We start from the raw sequence: 14,269 nt of genomic DNA, 5'->3' as shown, positions 1-14,269 counted from the left end.
TAGCCGTCGCCGCGACGCCACAGCACCAGCGCCTCGGCGCCCGAGCGGGCGACCAGGCCGGCGCCGTCGCCGGCCAGCCAGACGCTGTCGATGCGGTGATCCGGAAACTCCTCGGCCAGCAGGCGCATGGCCGCGTCGACATCGAGCGGCGGCGTGGGCCGGGCGAGTCGCGCCCAGGCGGCCAGCGCCACCAAGGCGGCGACGGCCACGGCCGAACCGGCCAGCTGAATGACCATGATCAAGCTCAACGTCTCCCCCGATGCTCTTGTTTTCCAAGAACGTTCGGACGCGGGGACCGCCGGGTCAAGCCTCGGCGGCGAAGGCGGCTTTACGGCGAGGCTTGCAACCCCCTAGACTTGACGAAACCGATCCATGCGCGTTCCGCGCGAAATTCTGGACCTTTTCGATGCTGATGCTGGAGCCGTTGCGCAAGTACGCCGAGTTCGAGGGTCGGGCCACGCGCTCGGAATACTGGCTGTTCTTCCTGTTCCGCGTCCTGGTGTACATGGCCCTGACGGTGATGGGCGTCGTCGCCTTTTCCTTCACCGGCCTGACAACCACCGGGTCGACGCAGCCGGACGCAGCCGCAGGCATCGCCGCCGTGGTGCTGTTCAGCCTTCTCGGCCTCGTCACCCTCGCCCTGTTCATTCCGAACCTGGCCGTCAGCGTGCGCCGCCTGCACGACAGCGACAAGTCCGGCTTCTGGCTGCTGCTCTGCTTCATTCCGTTCGGCGGCTTCGTGATCTTCATCTTCGACCTGCTCGACGGCACGCCCGGTCCGAACCGCTACGGGCCGGATCCGAAGGGTCGCGACGGCTTCAGCGGTCCCGGGACCGTTCACCACCACTATCACTACGCCTCGGCCGACCAAGCTCCGCCCGCGGTCTGACCCAGCCCCCGACGCTGAACACGAAAAGGCGCGCCGTCCGCGAGGACGACGCGCCTTTCTTCGTTTCAGGCCTGGAACTTAGAACTTCCGGGCGTAGCCCACCGACACCACGTTGGCGTCGTCGGCGTCGTTGTCGCGGAACTGCTGGCGCGTGTAGTCGACGCGCACGCCGTTCTTGTCGTCGAACTTGTACTGGGCGCCGACGCCGTAGTTGACGCTGTCGGCGTCGTACTTGCTCTGCACGCCGGCCGTGGTCTGCTTGAACTGGGTATTGCCGTAGCCCACCCGGCCGATCAGGTCGATGTTGGGGGTCACCGGCAGGAAGCCGACGCCATAGACGGCCGCCGAATGGGTCTGCTCGAGGTTGGAGCGGACGCCGGCGCGGTCGATGTTGTCGTCCTTCACGCCGCCGGACAGTTCGCCCTCGACGCCGAAGTGCGGGGTCAGCTTCGCGCCCAGGCGACCTTGGATGGCGCCGGTGTCGGCGCCTTCGGCGCGCGAGCTGTTGTAACCGAGGTTGCCGTAGATCTCCGGCGACGTCGATTGAGCATGGGCCAGAACCGGAACAGCAGCGACCGACGCAGCGGCCAGGGCCGCAGACATGAGAACCTTCATTTTTTTACTCCATGGTACTGGGATTTCTTGTGCTCCCTCAGCCTCCTCTGGGTATGGGGCCAACGCGGCTCGTATTTGACCGTCCGCGGACTTGTTTGGGGCCATTGCGTGTCGTTTCCGACATTTGCACGGGGGATTGTGGCCGGCCCCGGAAAGTTCCCCGACGGCAGGGCGAATAGCCGCGGCCGATGCGCCGGGGACACGGTCGCTAGCAGGTGACGCGGGCGCGGGGCGTGCTATTGATCCCGACCAAACAGTGATCAGATCGGCGCGCCAATGTCGCGCGCCGGCCATCGGGACAGTCGCCTTGCATCAAGCCGTCATCGCCGCCACGGGACTCTTCACCCCGCCGTTCAGCATCTCGAACACCGAACTGGTCGACGCCTTCAACGCCTATGTCGAGCGCTTCAACGCCGCCAACGCTCAGGCCATCGAAGCCGGCGAAGTCGTCGCCCTGGCCCCCTCCTCGCCCGAATTCATCGAGAAGGCCTCGGGCATCAAGTCGCGCTTCGTGATGAACAAGGACGGCATCATCGACCCCGAGGTCATGCGTCCGGTCCTGCCCGAGCGTCCCAACGACCAGATCTCGATCCTGGCCGAGATGGCGGTGAAGGCCGCGCAGCAGGCGATCGCCGCCTGGGGCAAGCCGGTTTCGGAGATCGGCGCGGTGATCTGCGCGGCCTCGAACATGCAGCGCGCCTATCCGGCCATGGCCATCGAGGTGCAGCAGGCCCTGGGCATCGAGGGCTTCGCCTTCGACATGAACGTCGCCTGCTCATCGGCCACCTTCGGCATCAAGACCGCCGCCGACTTCATCGCCACCGGCAGCGCCAAGGCCGTGCTGATGGTCAATCCCGAGATTTGCTCGGGCCACCTGAACTTCAAGGACCGCGACAGCCACTTCATCTTCGGCGACGTGGCCACGGCCGTGATCATCGAAGAGGCCTCGCAGGCCACGGGCGGCTGGGAGATCCTGGGCACGCGCCTGAAGACCCAGTTCTCCAACAACATCCGCAACAACTTCGGCTTCCTCAACAACGCCGCCCCGGAAGGCGTCGGCGCCAGGGACAAGCTGTTCGTGCAGGAAGGCCGCAAGGTGTTCCGCGAGGTGGTGCCGATGGTCAGCGAGATGATCGTCGAGCACGCCGGCGACATCGGCCTGGACGCCACGGCCCTCAAGCGCCTGTGGCTGCACCAGGCCAACATCAACATGAACGACCTGATCGCCCGCAAGGTGCTGGGCCGCGATCCCGAGGCCGGCGAGAACGTCATCATCCTCGACGAATACGCCAACACCTCCTCGGCCGGCTCGATCATCGCCTTCCACACCGCCAACGACGACTTCGTCGCCGGCGACACGGGCCTGATCTGCAGCTTCGGCGCCGGCTATTCGGCCGGCACGGTGTTCGTCAGGAAGCGCTGACGCCTCTGCCGGAGCGCCGTCAGGCGATCGGCTCCAGCGTCACCGAAACCGGCGCTCCGCCCTCGGCGGCCAGGGTCCAGTCCTGGCCGCTGCGGCCGATCGCGTAGCAGGTGCGCGCGCCCTTCTCGGAAGTCAGGCACAGCCTGCCGCCGTCGATCGCATAGCGCCCCTGCTCCACACCGAAGTCGTGCCGCTGAAACCACGAACCGTCGGCGTTTAGAACGACGCCGCCCGTCCCCACGGGCATGGGCGGCGGGAACATCGCCGTACGGCCGACAAAGGCCGCCCTGGCCGCCGCGTCGAGCGCCGCGGTCGGCGAAGCCTTCGGATGCGCCGCCTTCCACTCCATCGCCCGCTGGATGCGGCGGCCGACGGCGGGGTGGTCGTAGAAGATGATCTCCTCCAGCCGGCCCGGCGTGGCGGCGCGGTATTCGATGGTCTTGACCAGGGCCTTGGACAGGCCGTCCGGCTCGTTGAAGTGCACCAGGCTGAAGCGGTCGGCGTCGCTTTCGGCGATGCGGATCAGGCTGCTGGTCACCGGCGTCGCCAGCAGGAACAGCACGGTCAGCACGGCGCTCAGCACCGGCAGGCCGGCCGGATCGGCCACGCCCCTGACCTGGTCGGCGCCCAGCAGGCGCGCGACCGGCGCAAACAGGCGATCGACCAGGAAGAACGCGGCGATCGCCAGCAGGCTCATCACCCCGGCGATCCAGATCGCGTGCTGGTGGGCGTAATGGCCCATCTCGTGACCGACCACGCCGCGCACCTCGGCGATGTCCGCGCCCTTCTTGAACATGGTGTCGCTCATGGCGACGCGCGCCGAACCGAACAGGCCCGAGACGTTGGCGGTGTAGGCGTTGGACTGCTTGGAGCCGTCATAGACGAAGATCTTGTCGGACGGCACGCCGACGGTCCTGGCCATGGCGACGACCTCGTCGCGCACCGGCCCGGCGGGCGCGGGCGTGTAGTGGTTGAAGATCGGCTCGATATAGAGCGGCGCCAGCAAGAGGCTGGCGGCGATGAACACCGCCGTCAGGCCGCCGCTCCACGCCCACCAGGTGCGCGGCGCCCTGCGGATCAGGGCGTAGAGCAGCGTGAAGAACAGGCCGCCGATCACGGCGGTGATGGCCAGGGAGATCGCGCCCTCGATCAGCCAGCCGCTGAAGGCCTGGCTGGTCAGGCCGTACTGCGTCTGCCGCCACCACTGGCTGTAGACCGCCCACGGCAGGGACAGCAGGCTGTCGACGACCAGATAGACCACCCCGACCACGAAGCTGGCCAGCACGGGCCGCGTGCGCCGTCCCTCGATCTTGCGCCGCAGCCCGGTCAGCAGGCCGCTGCGCACGATCAGGAACGAGACGAGGATGGCGACCAGCGCGCCCCACAGCAGCAGCCAGTGGCCCCCTTGCGTGTAGGCCGTCGCCTTGGCGTGGGCCTCAGGCGGCAGTTGCGCCAGATAGGCGGCGGTGGCCGCCGCTGGATCGAAGCTCTGGGCCATGTGCGTTCCCCCGCAAACAAACTGGCGGCAGGAAGCCAGAGCTGATCGTCCGCGTCAGGTTAAATCGCCGTCAGGTCGCGCGCGGACGGTCATGCAAGCGTCTTCCCCCTGGCGGCGGCCAAGGCTCGGTATAGAACTGCGCTGATGACCTTTGCTTCGAGGCCCGCCATGCGATTCCTTGCCCGTCGTGACGTCCTGCTGGGCCTGGGCGCCGGAAGCGCCCTCACCTTGGCCGGCTGCGGCGGCAAGGACGCCGGCGCGGGCCAGAGCGGAGCGGCGCGGATCGAGGCGACCAAGACCCTCCGCATCGGGCTGGAAGGCACCTATCCGCCGTTCAACTTCCAGGGCGCCGACGGCCAGCTGACCGGCTTCGACGTCGACTTCGCCCGGGCCCTGGCCGAGCAGATGAAGGTGAAGCCCGAGTTCTTCCCCGCGCCGTTCGCCGGCCTGTTGGGCGCGCTGGAGTCGGGCCGCACCGACGTCGTCATCAACCAGATCACCATCACGCCCGAGCGCGAGGCCAAGTACGACTTCTCCAAGCCCTACACCGTCTCGGGCATCCTGATCATCGTCCCCAAGGGCAAGGGCGGCGTCGTCGGCCCCGCCGACCTGGCCGGCAAGAAGGTCGGCGTTGGCCTGGGCACCCACTATGAGCAGTGGCTGCGCGACAACCAGCCCAAGGCGCAGATCCGCACCTATGACGACGATCCGACCAAGTACCAGGACCTGCGGGCCGGCCGCATCGACGCGGTGCTGAACGACCGCCTGGTCGCCGCCGACTTCCTGAAGACCGCCCCCGACCTCGTCGCCGCCGGCCCGCCCTTCGCCCCGCAGAGCCAGGGCGTGGTCATGAAGCGCGATCCCGCCCTGAAGGTGCTGATCGACCAGGCCATCGACGCCCTGCGCGCCGACGGCCGGCTGGCCGCCATCTCGCAGAAATGGTTCGCCCAGGACGTGACGCTCTAGCCGATGACCGCCGCCGAGCTCATCGCCCAGTCGGCCCCGCTGCTGCTGAAAGGGGCGATCTATACCGTCGCGCTCAGCCTGATCGGCATGGGCCTGGGCCTGGTGCTCGGCTTTGGCCTCGCCTTGATGCGGCTGTCGCGATCGCCGCTGCTGCGCTGGCCGGCGGCGATCTATGTCTCGGCCTTCCGGGGCACGCCGCTGCTGGTGCAGCTGTTCCTGATCTATTACGGCCTGCCACAGCTGGGGCTGGAGCTGCCGCCGCTGGTCGCGGCCGGCATCGGCTTTTCGCTGAACGTCGCCGCCTACGCCGGCGAGATCCTGCGCAGCGCCATCGCCGCCGTCGACAAGGGACAGTGGGAGGCCGCCGCCGTGCTGGGCCTGACCCGCGGCCAGGCCATGCGCCGCATCATCCTGCCCCAGGCGGCCCGCACCGCCGTGGCCCCGCTGTCCAACAGCTTCATCAGCCTGGTGAAGGACACCTCCCTGGCCGCCACCATCCAGGTGCCCGAACTGTTCCGCCAGGCCCAGCTGATCACCGCCCGCACCTACGAGATCTTCGCCATGTATCTCAGCGCCGCGGCCATCTACTGGATCGTCTCCAGCCTGCTCGCCCTGGGCCAGGGCTGGCTGGAACGCCGCGCGGAGGCCCGCCGATGAGCGCCATCCTGGCCCAGGGCCTCGTCAAGCGGTTCGGCGACACCACGGTGCTGGACGGCGTCGACCTCGACGTCGCCCCTGGCGAGGTGGTGGCCGTCATCGGTCCCAGCGGCTCGGGCAAGAGCACCCTGCTGCGCTGCTTGGCCGGGCTGGAAGCGCTGGACGGCGGGACGCTGTCGATCGCCGGCGTCGCGGCCGGCGGCAAGGTTCCGCTGGCCCGGGCGCTGAAGGGCCGGGTCGGCTTCGTGTTCCAGAGCTTCAACCTCTTCCCGCATCGCACGGCGGCGCAGAACGTCGCCGAGGCGCCGATCGTGGTGCGCGGCGATCCGCCCGCCAAGGCCCGCGAACAGGCGCTGGCGCTGCTGACCAAGGTCGGCCTCGCCCACCGCGCCGACGCCTATCCCCGCGCCCTCTCCGGCGGCCAGCAGCAGCGCTGCGCCATCGCCCGGGCCCTGGCCATGGACCCCGAGGTCATCCTGTTCGACGAGCCCACCTCGGCCCTCGATCCGGAGCTGGTGGGCGAGGTGCTGGCGGTGATCCGCGACCTCGCCGCCGAGAAGCGAACCATGGTCATCGTCACCCACCAGATGGAGTTCGCGCGCGAGGTCGCCGACCGCACGATCTTCATGGACGAGGGCCGCATTCTCGAAGCGGGACCGTCGGCGGAGCTTTTCGCATCGCCCCGTCAGGAACGTACCCAAAGGTTTCTCAGTAAATTGCGAAGCTTGCAGCCATAATTTGGCCTCTGGCGCCCGGCACGCCTCCGGGCTACGCCGTGTGTCTAGAGGCGAGGATTCGTGAAACCCTATATCGACCTGAAAGGCGCCTCCGGCGCCGTGTATCGCTACAAGCTGGCCGAGGATCGCGACCCGCGGACCACGATCGCCGGCAATTACCTGTATCTCAACGCCGAAGGCGACGTGGTGTTCGCTGGTGAAGCCAACAATCTGCATGACTCCACGCGCGGCTTTTCCGAAGCCGCCGAGAAGCACGCGGCCGAATATCTCTATGTGCGCCTGAACGTCTCGGGCGCCGCCCGCGCCGATGAACTGGCCGACCTGCTGGCGGCGCTGTCGCCGGTCGGCAACCCCGAACCGTCCCCCGAAACGCCTAACGACTAATCCCGCGAGCCTCGGCGAAGAACTCGCCGAGCCGCTCGACCACGTCAGAGGCCGGCGTGATGATCGCCCCCAGGTGATCGCCGGCCGTCGACACGAACGGCAGACCGTTCTCCGCCGCGAAGGCTTGGGACGGGCCATGATAGGGATCGGCGATCCCATCCCACAGCAGCACCGGAACCTCCGCCCCGAGCACCGCCTCGGGCGCGCCGTCCAATTGCCCCAGCGCCTCGAAGCAGGCCTGCATGGCCGGCACGATCTCCGGCGTGACCCAGGCCACCAGAGCCGGCGCGACCTGCTGGGAGAAGCCCCAGAAGATGTCGAAGCGGATAGGCCCGGCCGGTCCCTTGGGCACGCCGCCCACCAGGTCCCAGCCGCCGACGATCAGCGAGGCCAGACGCTCGGGATGATGCTTGGCCACGCCCACCGCCATCCACGCGCCCATCGAATAGCCGACCAGATGGGCCTTCTCCGCGCCCAGGGCGTCGAGCACGGCCACGATGTCGCCCGCCCGCTGTTCCTGGCCGTAGAACGCGGGATCCGACGGCTTGTCGCTGAGCCCATGGCCCAGGGAGTCGATACAGGCCACCGTGAAGCGGCTCGCCAGGGCGGCGACGAAGCCGTTGGCGCGCCAGCTGGCGGCGTCCATGAACAGGCCGTGCTGCAGCGCCACGAGCGGCCCCTGCCCCTCGACCGTGTAGTGGATCTTCTGGCCGCGGTGGGTGGCGAAGGGCATGCACGACTCTCGGTGAAATGAGGCGCCAGTCGAGCCGATCCACAAATTCGCGCAAGGCGAACGGGACGGGAACAGCGCGGCTTGGCTATCCTGCCGCCGATGCGCCCCGAGTCGCTCTTTCCGCTGTACGCCGCGATCTCGACCCTGAAGGGGGTGGGGCCCCGCGTCGCGCCCCTGGTCGAGAGGCTGGCCGGGTCGCTGGTGCGCGATGTGCTGTTCAGCCTGCCCCAGGCCCTGATCCGCCGAACCCCGACCACGGCCGCCCTGGCCCAGGACGGCCAGGTGGCGACCTTCGTCGTCACCATCGACGCCCACCTGCCGCCGCAGCGCGCGGGCCAGCCCTGGCGGATCCGCGGCTGGGACGAAACGGGCTTCGTCACCCTGACCTGGTTCAAGGGCCATGGCCCGCACCTGGAGCGCCAGCATCCGGTCGGCGCACGGCGCGCGGTCAGCGGCAAGGTCGAGCGCTACGGTTCGGAGATCCAGGTCGCCCATCCCGACTACATGCTCGAGGCCGAGCGGGTCGACGAGATCCCGCCCGTGGAACCGGTCTATCCCGCCACGGCGGGCCTGCCCTCGCGCACCTTCCGCAAGTTCGCCCTGGAGGCCCTGTCGCGCGCGCCGGCGCTGCCCGAGTGGCAGGACCCCGCCTGGCTGGAGCGCGAGGGCCTGCCGCCCTGGCGCGAGGCCTTCGAGCGACTGCATGGCCCGCAAAGCGAAGCCGATCTCTCGCCGCTGTCGCGCGCCCGCCGCCGCCTGGCCTATGACGAACTGCTGGCCCACCAGCTGGCCCTGGCCCAGCGCAAGGCCGGCAAGCGCGCCCAGCCGGGGCCGCGCATCGTCTCCGGGGATCTCGCCGAAGCGGCCGAGAAGGCCCTGCCCTTCCGCCTGACCGGCGCTCAGGTGCGGGCGCTGGCCGAAGTGCGCGGCGACCTGGCCCATGGCGAGCGGATGAGCCGGCTGCTGCAGGGCGACGTCGGCTCGGGCAAGACGGTGGTGGCCATGCTGGCCATGGCCGACGCGGCCGGCGCCGGCTTCCAGTCGGCCCTCATGGCCCCGACAGAAATCCTCGCCCGTCAGCACTACGAGACCCTGGCCCCGCCGTTGGAGGCGCAAGGCCTGGCCGTGGTGCTGCTGACAGGCCGCGACAAGGGCGCGGCCCGGGCCGCCAAGCTCCAGAAGCTGGCCGATGGCTCCGCCGCCGTGGCCGTGGGCACCCACGCCCTCTTCCAGGACGACGTGGCCTTCAAGAGCCTGGCCCTGACCATCATCGACGAGCAGCACCGCTTCGGCGTCAACGAGCGGCGGCGCTTGCAGGAAAAGGGCGACGGGGTGCATCTGCTGGCCATGTCGGCGACGCCCATCCCCCGGACGCTGGAGCTGACCGTCTTCGGCGACCTCGACGTCTCGCGCATCGACGAGAAGCCGCCGGGCCGCACGCCGGTCGCCACCCGCGCCGCGCCGACGCCGCGCGTGCCCGAGATCGTCGATCGCCTGCGGGTCGCCATAGAGGGCGGCGCCCAGGCCTTCTGGATCTGCCCGCTGGTCTCGGAATCTGAAAAGGTCGACCTGCGGGCCGCTGAGGATCGCGCCGCCGACCTCAAGAAGATCCTGGGCTCGCGCGTCGGCCTGGTGCACGGCCAGATGCCGGCGGCCGAGAAGGACGCGGTCATGCAGGCCTTCGTCGACGGCGAGGTCGGGGTGCTGGTCGCCACCACCGTCGTCGAGGTCGGGGTCAACGTGCCCAACGCCAGCATCATGGTCATCGAGCACGCAGACCGCTTCGGCCTGGCGCAGCTGCACCAGCTTCGCGGGCGCGTGGGACGGGGGATGCGCGAAAGCTCCTGCGTGCTGCTCTACGACCCGCCGCTGTCGGAGGTCGCCCAGCAGCGGCTAGACATCCTGCGCCGCTCCGACGACGGCTTCGAGATCGCCGAGAAGGACCTTGAGCTGCGCGGCGGCGGCGATCCGCTGGGCCTCAAGCAGAGCGGCTTCCCCGCCTATCGCCTGGCCGACCCCGTCGCCCACCGCGACCTGATCGCCGTCGCCGCCGACGACGCCCGCCTGATCCTGGCCCGCGACCCGGGCCTTACCTCGCCGCGCGGCGAGGCGGTGCGCACGCTCCAGGCGCTGTTCGACTGGAAGCCGGCGTCGGGGCTGAACGACGCGGGATAAGAGACCCTTCTCCCCTTGCGGGAGAGGGAACGGGCTCACCGCTTTCCCAGCGCCGCCACCCGCGCCGCCGCGTCCGCCTCGATATCCGCCCAGAACAGGTTGTAGCCGTCCACCTTCCGGCGATCCGTCCACGAGCCGGTGTCGCGCAGGGATGGCGACTTGGGCCTCCCGGTGTGCAGCAGGCCGTTTTCGCACTGGGCCCAGACCTGGCGTTTGAGGAAGGCCGGGCGCGCGCCCCATTCCAGGCCCGTGGCGTTGACGGCGCCCAGGTTCAGGCGGGCCGGGGCGCGTTCGTCGGTGCGCGCCCCGAACACCGGGTTGACGCACAGCGGCTGGCGGCCGTTGAGGTTCTCCAGCTGGTCGCCGCCCATCCAGGTCAGGGAGCGTCCGAGCCACTCCTGGGCCTTCTGGAAGTCGCCGTCGGTCAGCGAGGCCCAGGCCACCATGCAGCCGGCCTCGTCACGGCGCACGCAGGCCGGCACCGGCGAGGTCGAGACGTACTCGTCAGCGGGCACGGCGGTCTCGATCAGATAGACCCCGGCCAGGCGGGCCTTCATCACCGGATCGGGCGCGATCTCATCGGCGACCAGGCGGGCGGCCAGACTCCCGCCCTGCTCCACGCCCACGATCACCAGTGGCCGGCCCTTGTCGTAGCGGTCGCGCCAGGCGCGGAAAGCCTCGCGCACGTCGCCATAGGCGAAGCGGCGGGCCTCGCGGGCGTCGTCGCGCAAGGTCAGGAAGGTGTAGAGGCTGGCCTGCCGGTAGTGCGGCGCGAAGATCCGCCCCACCCGCGCGAACGGCGCGGCGTAGTTGGGCAGGACGACCCGGTTCAGATAGCGGCTGGCCTTGGGCTGGTCGTAGGGCGCGTTCCAGTCCCGCCCGCCGTCGAAGGTGGTCGGGTGCACGAAGAAGACGTCGGCCGCGCGGTCCATGCCGGTCGCCCCGCGCGGCAGCAGCGCCCAGGCGGCCGGATCGGCGTAGTTGGGCGCCGGCGGCGGGTCGTAGGTCTGGAACGGCACCTTCGGGTCGAGGGTGGTGCGCAGGATGTCGTAGCGCCAATAGAACGCCGCCGTCAGGACCGTCCCCAGGAAGAGGACGCATCCGACGAAGATCCAGCGCTTGAAACCCTTGAAGCGTCCCGCCATGCCCCTCGACTACACCAGAGCGGGGCGGCGCACTACGCCCCTTCCCGTCCGATGATGGCCACCGAGCAGACATTGCTGGCCGGCGCGCCGCCGAGGTTGTGGGTCATGCCGATGACGGGGTCACGCAGCTGGCGCTCGCCGGCCCGCCCCTGGAGCTGCAGGTACATCTCGTAGAGCATGCGCAGGCCCGAAGCGCCGATCGGATGGCCGAAGCACTTGAGGCCGCCGTCGATCTGGCACGGCACCCCGCCGTCGGCGTCGTAGAAGCCGTCGAGCACGTCGCGCCAGCCCCGGCCCTCGGCCGAGATGAAGAGGTCTTCCATGGTCACCAGCTCGGTCACCGAGAAGCAGTCGTGCACCTCCATCATCGAGATCTGCTCGCGCGGGCGCTCGATGCCGGCCTCCTTGTAGGCCTTGCCGGCGGCGATGCGGGCCGTGTGGAAGTGGCTGCCGTCCCAGCCGTTGTACTGGCTCTCGTAGCCGTTGGAGACCGACAGCTGCAGGGCCTTGACCGTGACCAGATCGTGCTTGCCCAGGGCGCGGGCGATCTCGGGCGTGGTGACGATGGCCGCGGCCGCGCCGTCCGAGACGCCGCAGCAGTCGAACAGGCCAAGCGGCTCGGCGATGATCGGCGCGTTCAGGGCCTGCTCGGCGGTGATCGGTTTGCGCAGGTGAGCCTTGGGATTCTTGGCGCCGTTGGCGTGGCTCTTGACCGAGACGTGGGCGATGGCCCGCTTCAGATCCTCCTTCGAGACCCCGTGCTTGGCGCGATAGGCGCTGGCCAGCTGGGCGAAGTTGCCGGGCGCCGAGCCGTTGGGCATGACCTGCGGCGTCAGCGTGCCCGGCGCGCCGAACGGCAGACCGCCATAGCCGGTGTCCTTCAGCTTCTCGACCCCGACGGCCAGGGCGATGTCGGCCGCCCCGGCGGCGACCGCATAGACCGCCCCGCGGAAGGCCTCCGAGCCCGAGGCGCAGAAGTTCTCCACCCGGGTGACGGCGATGTTGGGCAGGCGAAGCGCGATCGACAGCGGTGTGCCGCCCTTGCCCGTGCCGATCTCGTCGATGTGGGTCGAGAACCAGGCCGCGTCGAGCTGGCTGGCCTCGATGCCGGCGTCGGCCATCGCCTCGACATAGGCCTCGACCATCAGGTCGTCGGGCCCAGCGTCCCAGCGCTCGCCGAACTTGCTGCAGCCCATGCCGAGAATGGCGACCTTGTCGCGGATGCCGCTGGCCATCTTGGGTCTCCCTTAGCTCGCCTTCTCGGGCGTATTGATCGGGTGTATATACGGAAGCATGAGCCTCTATATCCGCAACGCCGAGGCCGACCGGTTGGCCCGAGAACTCATTGAACGGACGGGCGAAACCCTGACCGAGGCTGTCGTCGTCGCCCTGCGTGAACGACTGGATCGCACGCCCGGGAAGGCCGACGACCTTGAGGCGCGAATGGCGCGCATCCGCGCGATCCAGGACCGCGTCGCCGAAGCGCCCGTGTTGCGCGAAGGCTCGGACGAAGAACTGCTGTACGACGCCGACGGCCTGCCTAAGTGATCGTCGTCGACACCTCGGCCTTGATCGCGATCTTCCAGCGGGAGCCCGAAGGCGAGGCCTTTCTCCAGACGATCGTCCGGATGGAAAGGCCGCTGGTCGCCGCCCCCACGAGGCTTGAGGGCTACATCGTCATCCATCGCCGCTTCGGCGCGGAGAAGGCGGCGGACTTCGAAGCCCTGGTGGCAGACCTGAACCTGACCGTCGTTGCGTTCGACGAGCCTATGCTCGTGCTGGCCAGAAACGCTTATCGCGATTACGGACGTGGCGCGCGCGGCCTGAACTTCGGCGACTGCTTCGCCTACGCCCTGGCCAAGGCGCGCGACCTGCCGCTGCTGTTCAAGGGCGAGGACTTCGCCGCCACCGACGTGAAGCGCGTGCTCTGACACCGCCCTACTCCGCCGCCTGGGCAGTCGATGCCGCGACCGCCGCCCGGTCCGGCGCGGCCTTCCAGAAATAGCGGACGAAACCGCGCTTCTCGTCGCGGTCCTTGATGCGGAAGACCATCTTCACCGGCAGGCCGGTCTCGACCTCGCCAGGGGCGACGTCGGTGATGTCGAGCATGATCCGTCCGCCGCCCTCGAAGACAATCATGCCGTAGTGGTTGGGCGGGCTCATCGAGAAGGTCAGGTAGTCGGCCGAATAGGTCAGCACCTGCGCCCGGCGCTCGGCGAAGCGGCAGGGCTCCTGGGTGTCCACCGCCGGATTGTTGGGGGCCACCGAAATGCGGGTGCGGGGGAACTGCACGACGCCGGTCTCGCGGCAGCGGCCGCCGACCAGGCCCAGGATCTGGTCGCGGTTACGGTAGAGCGTGGTCAGGGCCGTCTTGTTGTCCTTTTCGGCCCGCATGCCCCTGTCCCATTCGACGAGGTCGTTGAAGACGAGGAACTTCAGGTAGTTGGTCTCTTCCTGGCGGTCGGCGAGCGCGCCGGTCACGCCGCGGGCCGGCGCCCCGTTGCCGACGCCGTCGCCGGCGCGGAAGACCAGCGCCTCGGCGCCCTGGCCGAACTGGGCGACCAGGATGATCTCGCCCGGCCTGGCCTGTTCCAGCGCATGGGCCAGCAGCAGCGGACCGTGGGCGGCGCCGGCCTCGCCGAGCTGGGCGGCCAGGGTGTCGCGAACCGCCTCGGGACGCACGCCCAGCGTCTTGGCCAGGGTCGCGCCCATGCCGGCAAAGACCGACGGGAAGCAGAAATGGTCCACCTCGCCGGCCGAGACGCCCGCCGCCTCCAGCGCGTCACGGATGGCCGGCGGGACCAGCTTGACGATGCCCTCGTCGCGGATCCAGCGCTCCTCCCAGGCGTAGTCGAACTCCGCGTCCGAGCCTCGGAAGTGATCGACGAAGTCGTCGGTGACCGTGCCCCGGCCAAGGAAGGTCGCGGCGGCGCCGTCGGGCGAGACGACGAAGGCGGCGGCGGCGTCGCCGAAGTCCAGTTCCTGCGGCGAGGCGGCGCGCGCCCGGCGGTGCTCGCCGGCGGCGACCAGCACCCGCTTGCCGGCGG

At 69.4% G+C, this 14,269-nt stretch carries 15 protein-coding genes and 1 pseudogene; 9 read left to right on the top strand and 7 right to left on the bottom strand.

From position 1 onward, the window contains the following. Positions 1-236, bottom strand: a pseudogene (locus DMC18_RS19625) (hypothetical protein); the annotation flags it as partial. A 170-nt stretch (positions 237-406) separates the two neighbouring features. On the opposite strand from DMC18_RS19625, the gene DMC18_RS19620 reads away from it, so the two are divergent. Continuing rightward, on the top strand, positions 407-889 hold the full coding sequence (locus tag DMC18_RS19620) for a DUF805 domain-containing protein (RefSeq protein ID WP_110118589.1): 483 nt from the start codon (positions 407-409) through the stop codon (positions 887-889). A gap of 78 nt (positions 890-967) precedes the next feature. Here DMC18_RS19620 and DMC18_RS19615 read toward each other — a convergent pair whose 3' ends face one another. Beyond that, a complete protein-coding gene (locus DMC18_RS19615; RefSeq protein WP_110118588.1) occupies positions 968-1,504 on the bottom strand; it encodes a porin family protein in 537 nt (178 codons plus the stop codon). 307 nt (positions 1,505-1,811) lie between these two features. Between DMC18_RS19615 and DMC18_RS19610 the strand changes: the two genes are divergently transcribed. Next, positions 1,812-2,927 (top strand): beta-ketoacyl-ACP synthase III, encoded by a 1,116-nt coding sequence (locus DMC18_RS19610; protein WP_110118587.1) that lies wholly within the window; start codon positions 1,812-1,814, stop codon positions 2,925-2,927. A 19-nt stretch (positions 2,928-2,946) separates the two neighbouring features. On the opposite strand, the gene DMC18_RS19605 is transcribed toward DMC18_RS19610, so the two are convergent. Beyond that, the gene (locus tag DMC18_RS19605) at positions 2,947-4,425 is read right to left on the bottom strand and encodes a M48 family metalloprotease (protein ID WP_110118586.1); all 1,479 of its coding nucleotides are present in this window, start codon (positions 4,423-4,425) and stop codon (positions 2,947-2,949) included. Between the two features lie 168 nt (positions 4,426-4,593). On the opposite strand from DMC18_RS19605, the gene tcyJ reads away from it, so the two are divergent. From tcyJ to DMC18_RS19585, 4 genes are read left to right on the top strand one after another with little or no spacing between them, the layout of a single operon-like run. Next, positions 4,594-5,391, top strand: a complete 798-nt coding sequence (gene tcyJ, locus DMC18_RS19600) for a cystine ABC transporter substrate-binding protein (RefSeq protein ID WP_110118585.1) — start codon at positions 4,594-4,596, stop codon at positions 5,389-5,391. 3 nt (positions 5,392-5,394) lie between these two features. Next, a complete protein-coding gene (gene tcyL / locus DMC18_RS19595) occupies positions 5,395-6,048 on the top strand; it encodes a cystine ABC transporter permease (RefSeq protein WP_110118584.1) in 654 nt (217 codons plus the stop codon). Beyond that, the gene (locus DMC18_RS19590; RefSeq protein ID WP_110118583.1) at positions 6,045-6,785 is read left to right on the top strand and encodes an amino acid ABC transporter ATP-binding protein; all 741 of its coding nucleotides are present in this window, start codon (positions 6,045-6,047) and stop codon (positions 6,783-6,785) included. Before tcyL ends, DMC18_RS19590 begins: the two co-directional genes overlap by 4 nt. A 60-nt stretch (positions 6,786-6,845) precedes the next feature. Continuing rightward, on the top strand, positions 6,846-7,169 hold the full coding sequence (locus DMC18_RS19585; protein WP_110118582.1) for a hypothetical protein: 324 nt from the start codon (positions 6,846-6,848) through the stop codon (positions 7,167-7,169). Here the strand turns inward: DMC18_RS19585 and DMC18_RS19580 are convergent. After that, the gene (locus DMC18_RS19580; protein WP_110118581.1) at positions 7,159-7,902 is read right to left on the bottom strand and encodes an alpha/beta fold hydrolase; all 744 of its coding nucleotides are present in this window, start codon (positions 7,900-7,902) and stop codon (positions 7,159-7,161) included. The two genes, DMC18_RS19585 and DMC18_RS19580, sit on opposite strands and share 11 nt — an antisense overlap. A gap of 99 nt (positions 7,903-8,001) precedes the next feature. Here DMC18_RS19580 and recG point away from each other — a divergent pair, with 99 nt between their 5' ends. Next, on the top strand, positions 8,002-10,077 hold the full coding sequence (gene recG / locus DMC18_RS19575; protein WP_110133231.1) for an ATP-dependent DNA helicase RecG: 2,076 nt from the start codon (positions 8,002-8,004) through the stop codon (positions 10,075-10,077). Between the two features lie 35 nt (positions 10,078-10,112). Here recG and DMC18_RS19570 read toward each other — a convergent pair whose 3' ends face one another. Together DMC18_RS19570 and DMC18_RS19565 are read right to left on the bottom strand one after the other, a co-directional pair. Further along, positions 10,113-11,222, bottom strand: coding sequence for a DUF3089 domain-containing protein (locus tag DMC18_RS19570; RefSeq protein ID WP_110118578.1), 1,110 nt, complete (start codon positions 11,220-11,222; stop codon positions 10,113-10,115). Positions 11,223-11,254: 32 nt separating this feature from the next. Next, complete coding sequence (locus DMC18_RS19565; RefSeq protein WP_110118577.1) at positions 11,255-12,457, bottom strand: acetyl-CoA acetyltransferase; 1,203 nt, start codon at positions 12,455-12,457, stop codon at positions 11,255-11,257. A gap of 58 nt (positions 12,458-12,515) precedes the next feature. Between DMC18_RS19565 and DMC18_RS19560 the strand changes: the two genes are divergently transcribed. Together DMC18_RS19560 and DMC18_RS19555 are read left to right on the top strand one after the other, a co-directional pair. After that, positions 12,516-12,770, top strand: a complete 255-nt coding sequence (locus DMC18_RS19560; RefSeq protein ID WP_110118576.1) for a type II toxin-antitoxin system VapB family antitoxin — start codon at positions 12,516-12,518, stop codon at positions 12,768-12,770. Next, positions 12,767-13,153 carry a type II toxin-antitoxin system VapC family toxin gene (locus DMC18_RS19555; protein WP_199228353.1) on the top strand — a complete coding sequence of 129 codons (387 nt, stop codon included), beginning with the start codon at positions 12,767-12,769 and terminating at the stop codon, positions 13,151-13,153. Before DMC18_RS19560 ends, DMC18_RS19555 begins: the two co-directional genes overlap by 4 nt. 7 nt (positions 13,154-13,160) lie before the next feature. Here the strand turns inward: DMC18_RS19555 and DMC18_RS19550 are convergent. After that, a partial coding sequence (locus DMC18_RS19550) for an OB-fold domain-containing protein (RefSeq protein WP_110133230.1) occupies positions 13,161-14,269 on the bottom strand: 1,109 nt, incomplete at its 5' end.

The organism is Caulobacter sp. D5 (assembly GCF_003185805.1).
Classification (GTDB): domain Bacteria; phylum Pseudomonadota; class Alphaproteobacteria; order Caulobacterales; family Caulobacteraceae; genus Caulobacter.
The sequence above is the reverse complement of the archived record's forward strand: the minus strand, read 5'-3'. Positions and strand labels throughout refer to the sequence as shown.

Coding starts and splice junctions, on each gene's coding strand:
- DMC18_RS19620 (WP_110118589.1), top strand. CDS start 407: ATGCTGATGCTGGAGCCGTTGCGCAAGTACGCCGAGTTCGAGGGTCGG.
- DMC18_RS19615 (WP_110118588.1), bottom strand. CDS start 1,504: ATGAAGGTTCTCATGTCTGCGGCCCTGGCCGCTGCGTCGGTCGCTGCT.
- DMC18_RS19605 (WP_110118586.1), bottom strand. CDS start 4,425: ATGGCCCAGAGCTTCGATCCAGCGGCGGCCACCGCCGCCTATCTGGCG.
- tcyJ (WP_110118585.1), top strand. CDS start 4,594: ATGCGATTCCTTGCCCGTCGTGACGTCCTGCTGGGCCTGGGCGCCGGA.
- tcyL (WP_110118584.1), top strand. CDS start 5,395: ATGACCGCCGCCGAGCTCATCGCCCAGTCGGCCCCGCTGCTGCTGAAA.
- DMC18_RS19590 (WP_110118583.1), top strand. CDS start 6,045: ATGAGCGCCATCCTGGCCCAGGGCCTCGTCAAGCGGTTCGGCGACACC.
- DMC18_RS19580 (WP_110118581.1), bottom strand. CDS start 7,902: ATGCCCTTCGCCACCCACCGCGGCCAGAAGATCCACTACACGGTCGAG.
- recG (WP_110133231.1), top strand. CDS start 8,002: ATGCGCCCCGAGTCGCTCTTTCCGCTGTACGCCGCGATCTCGACCCTG.
- DMC18_RS19570 (WP_110118578.1), bottom strand. CDS start 11,222: ATGGCGGGACGCTTCAAGGGTTTCAAGCGCTGGATCTTCGTCGGATGC.
- DMC18_RS19565 (WP_110118577.1), bottom strand. CDS start 12,457: ATGGCCAGCGGCATCCGCGACAAGGTCGCCATTCTCGGCATGGGCTGC.
- DMC18_RS19560 (WP_110118576.1), top strand. CDS start 12,516: ATGAGCCTCTATATCCGCAACGCCGAGGCCGACCGGTTGGCCCGAGAA.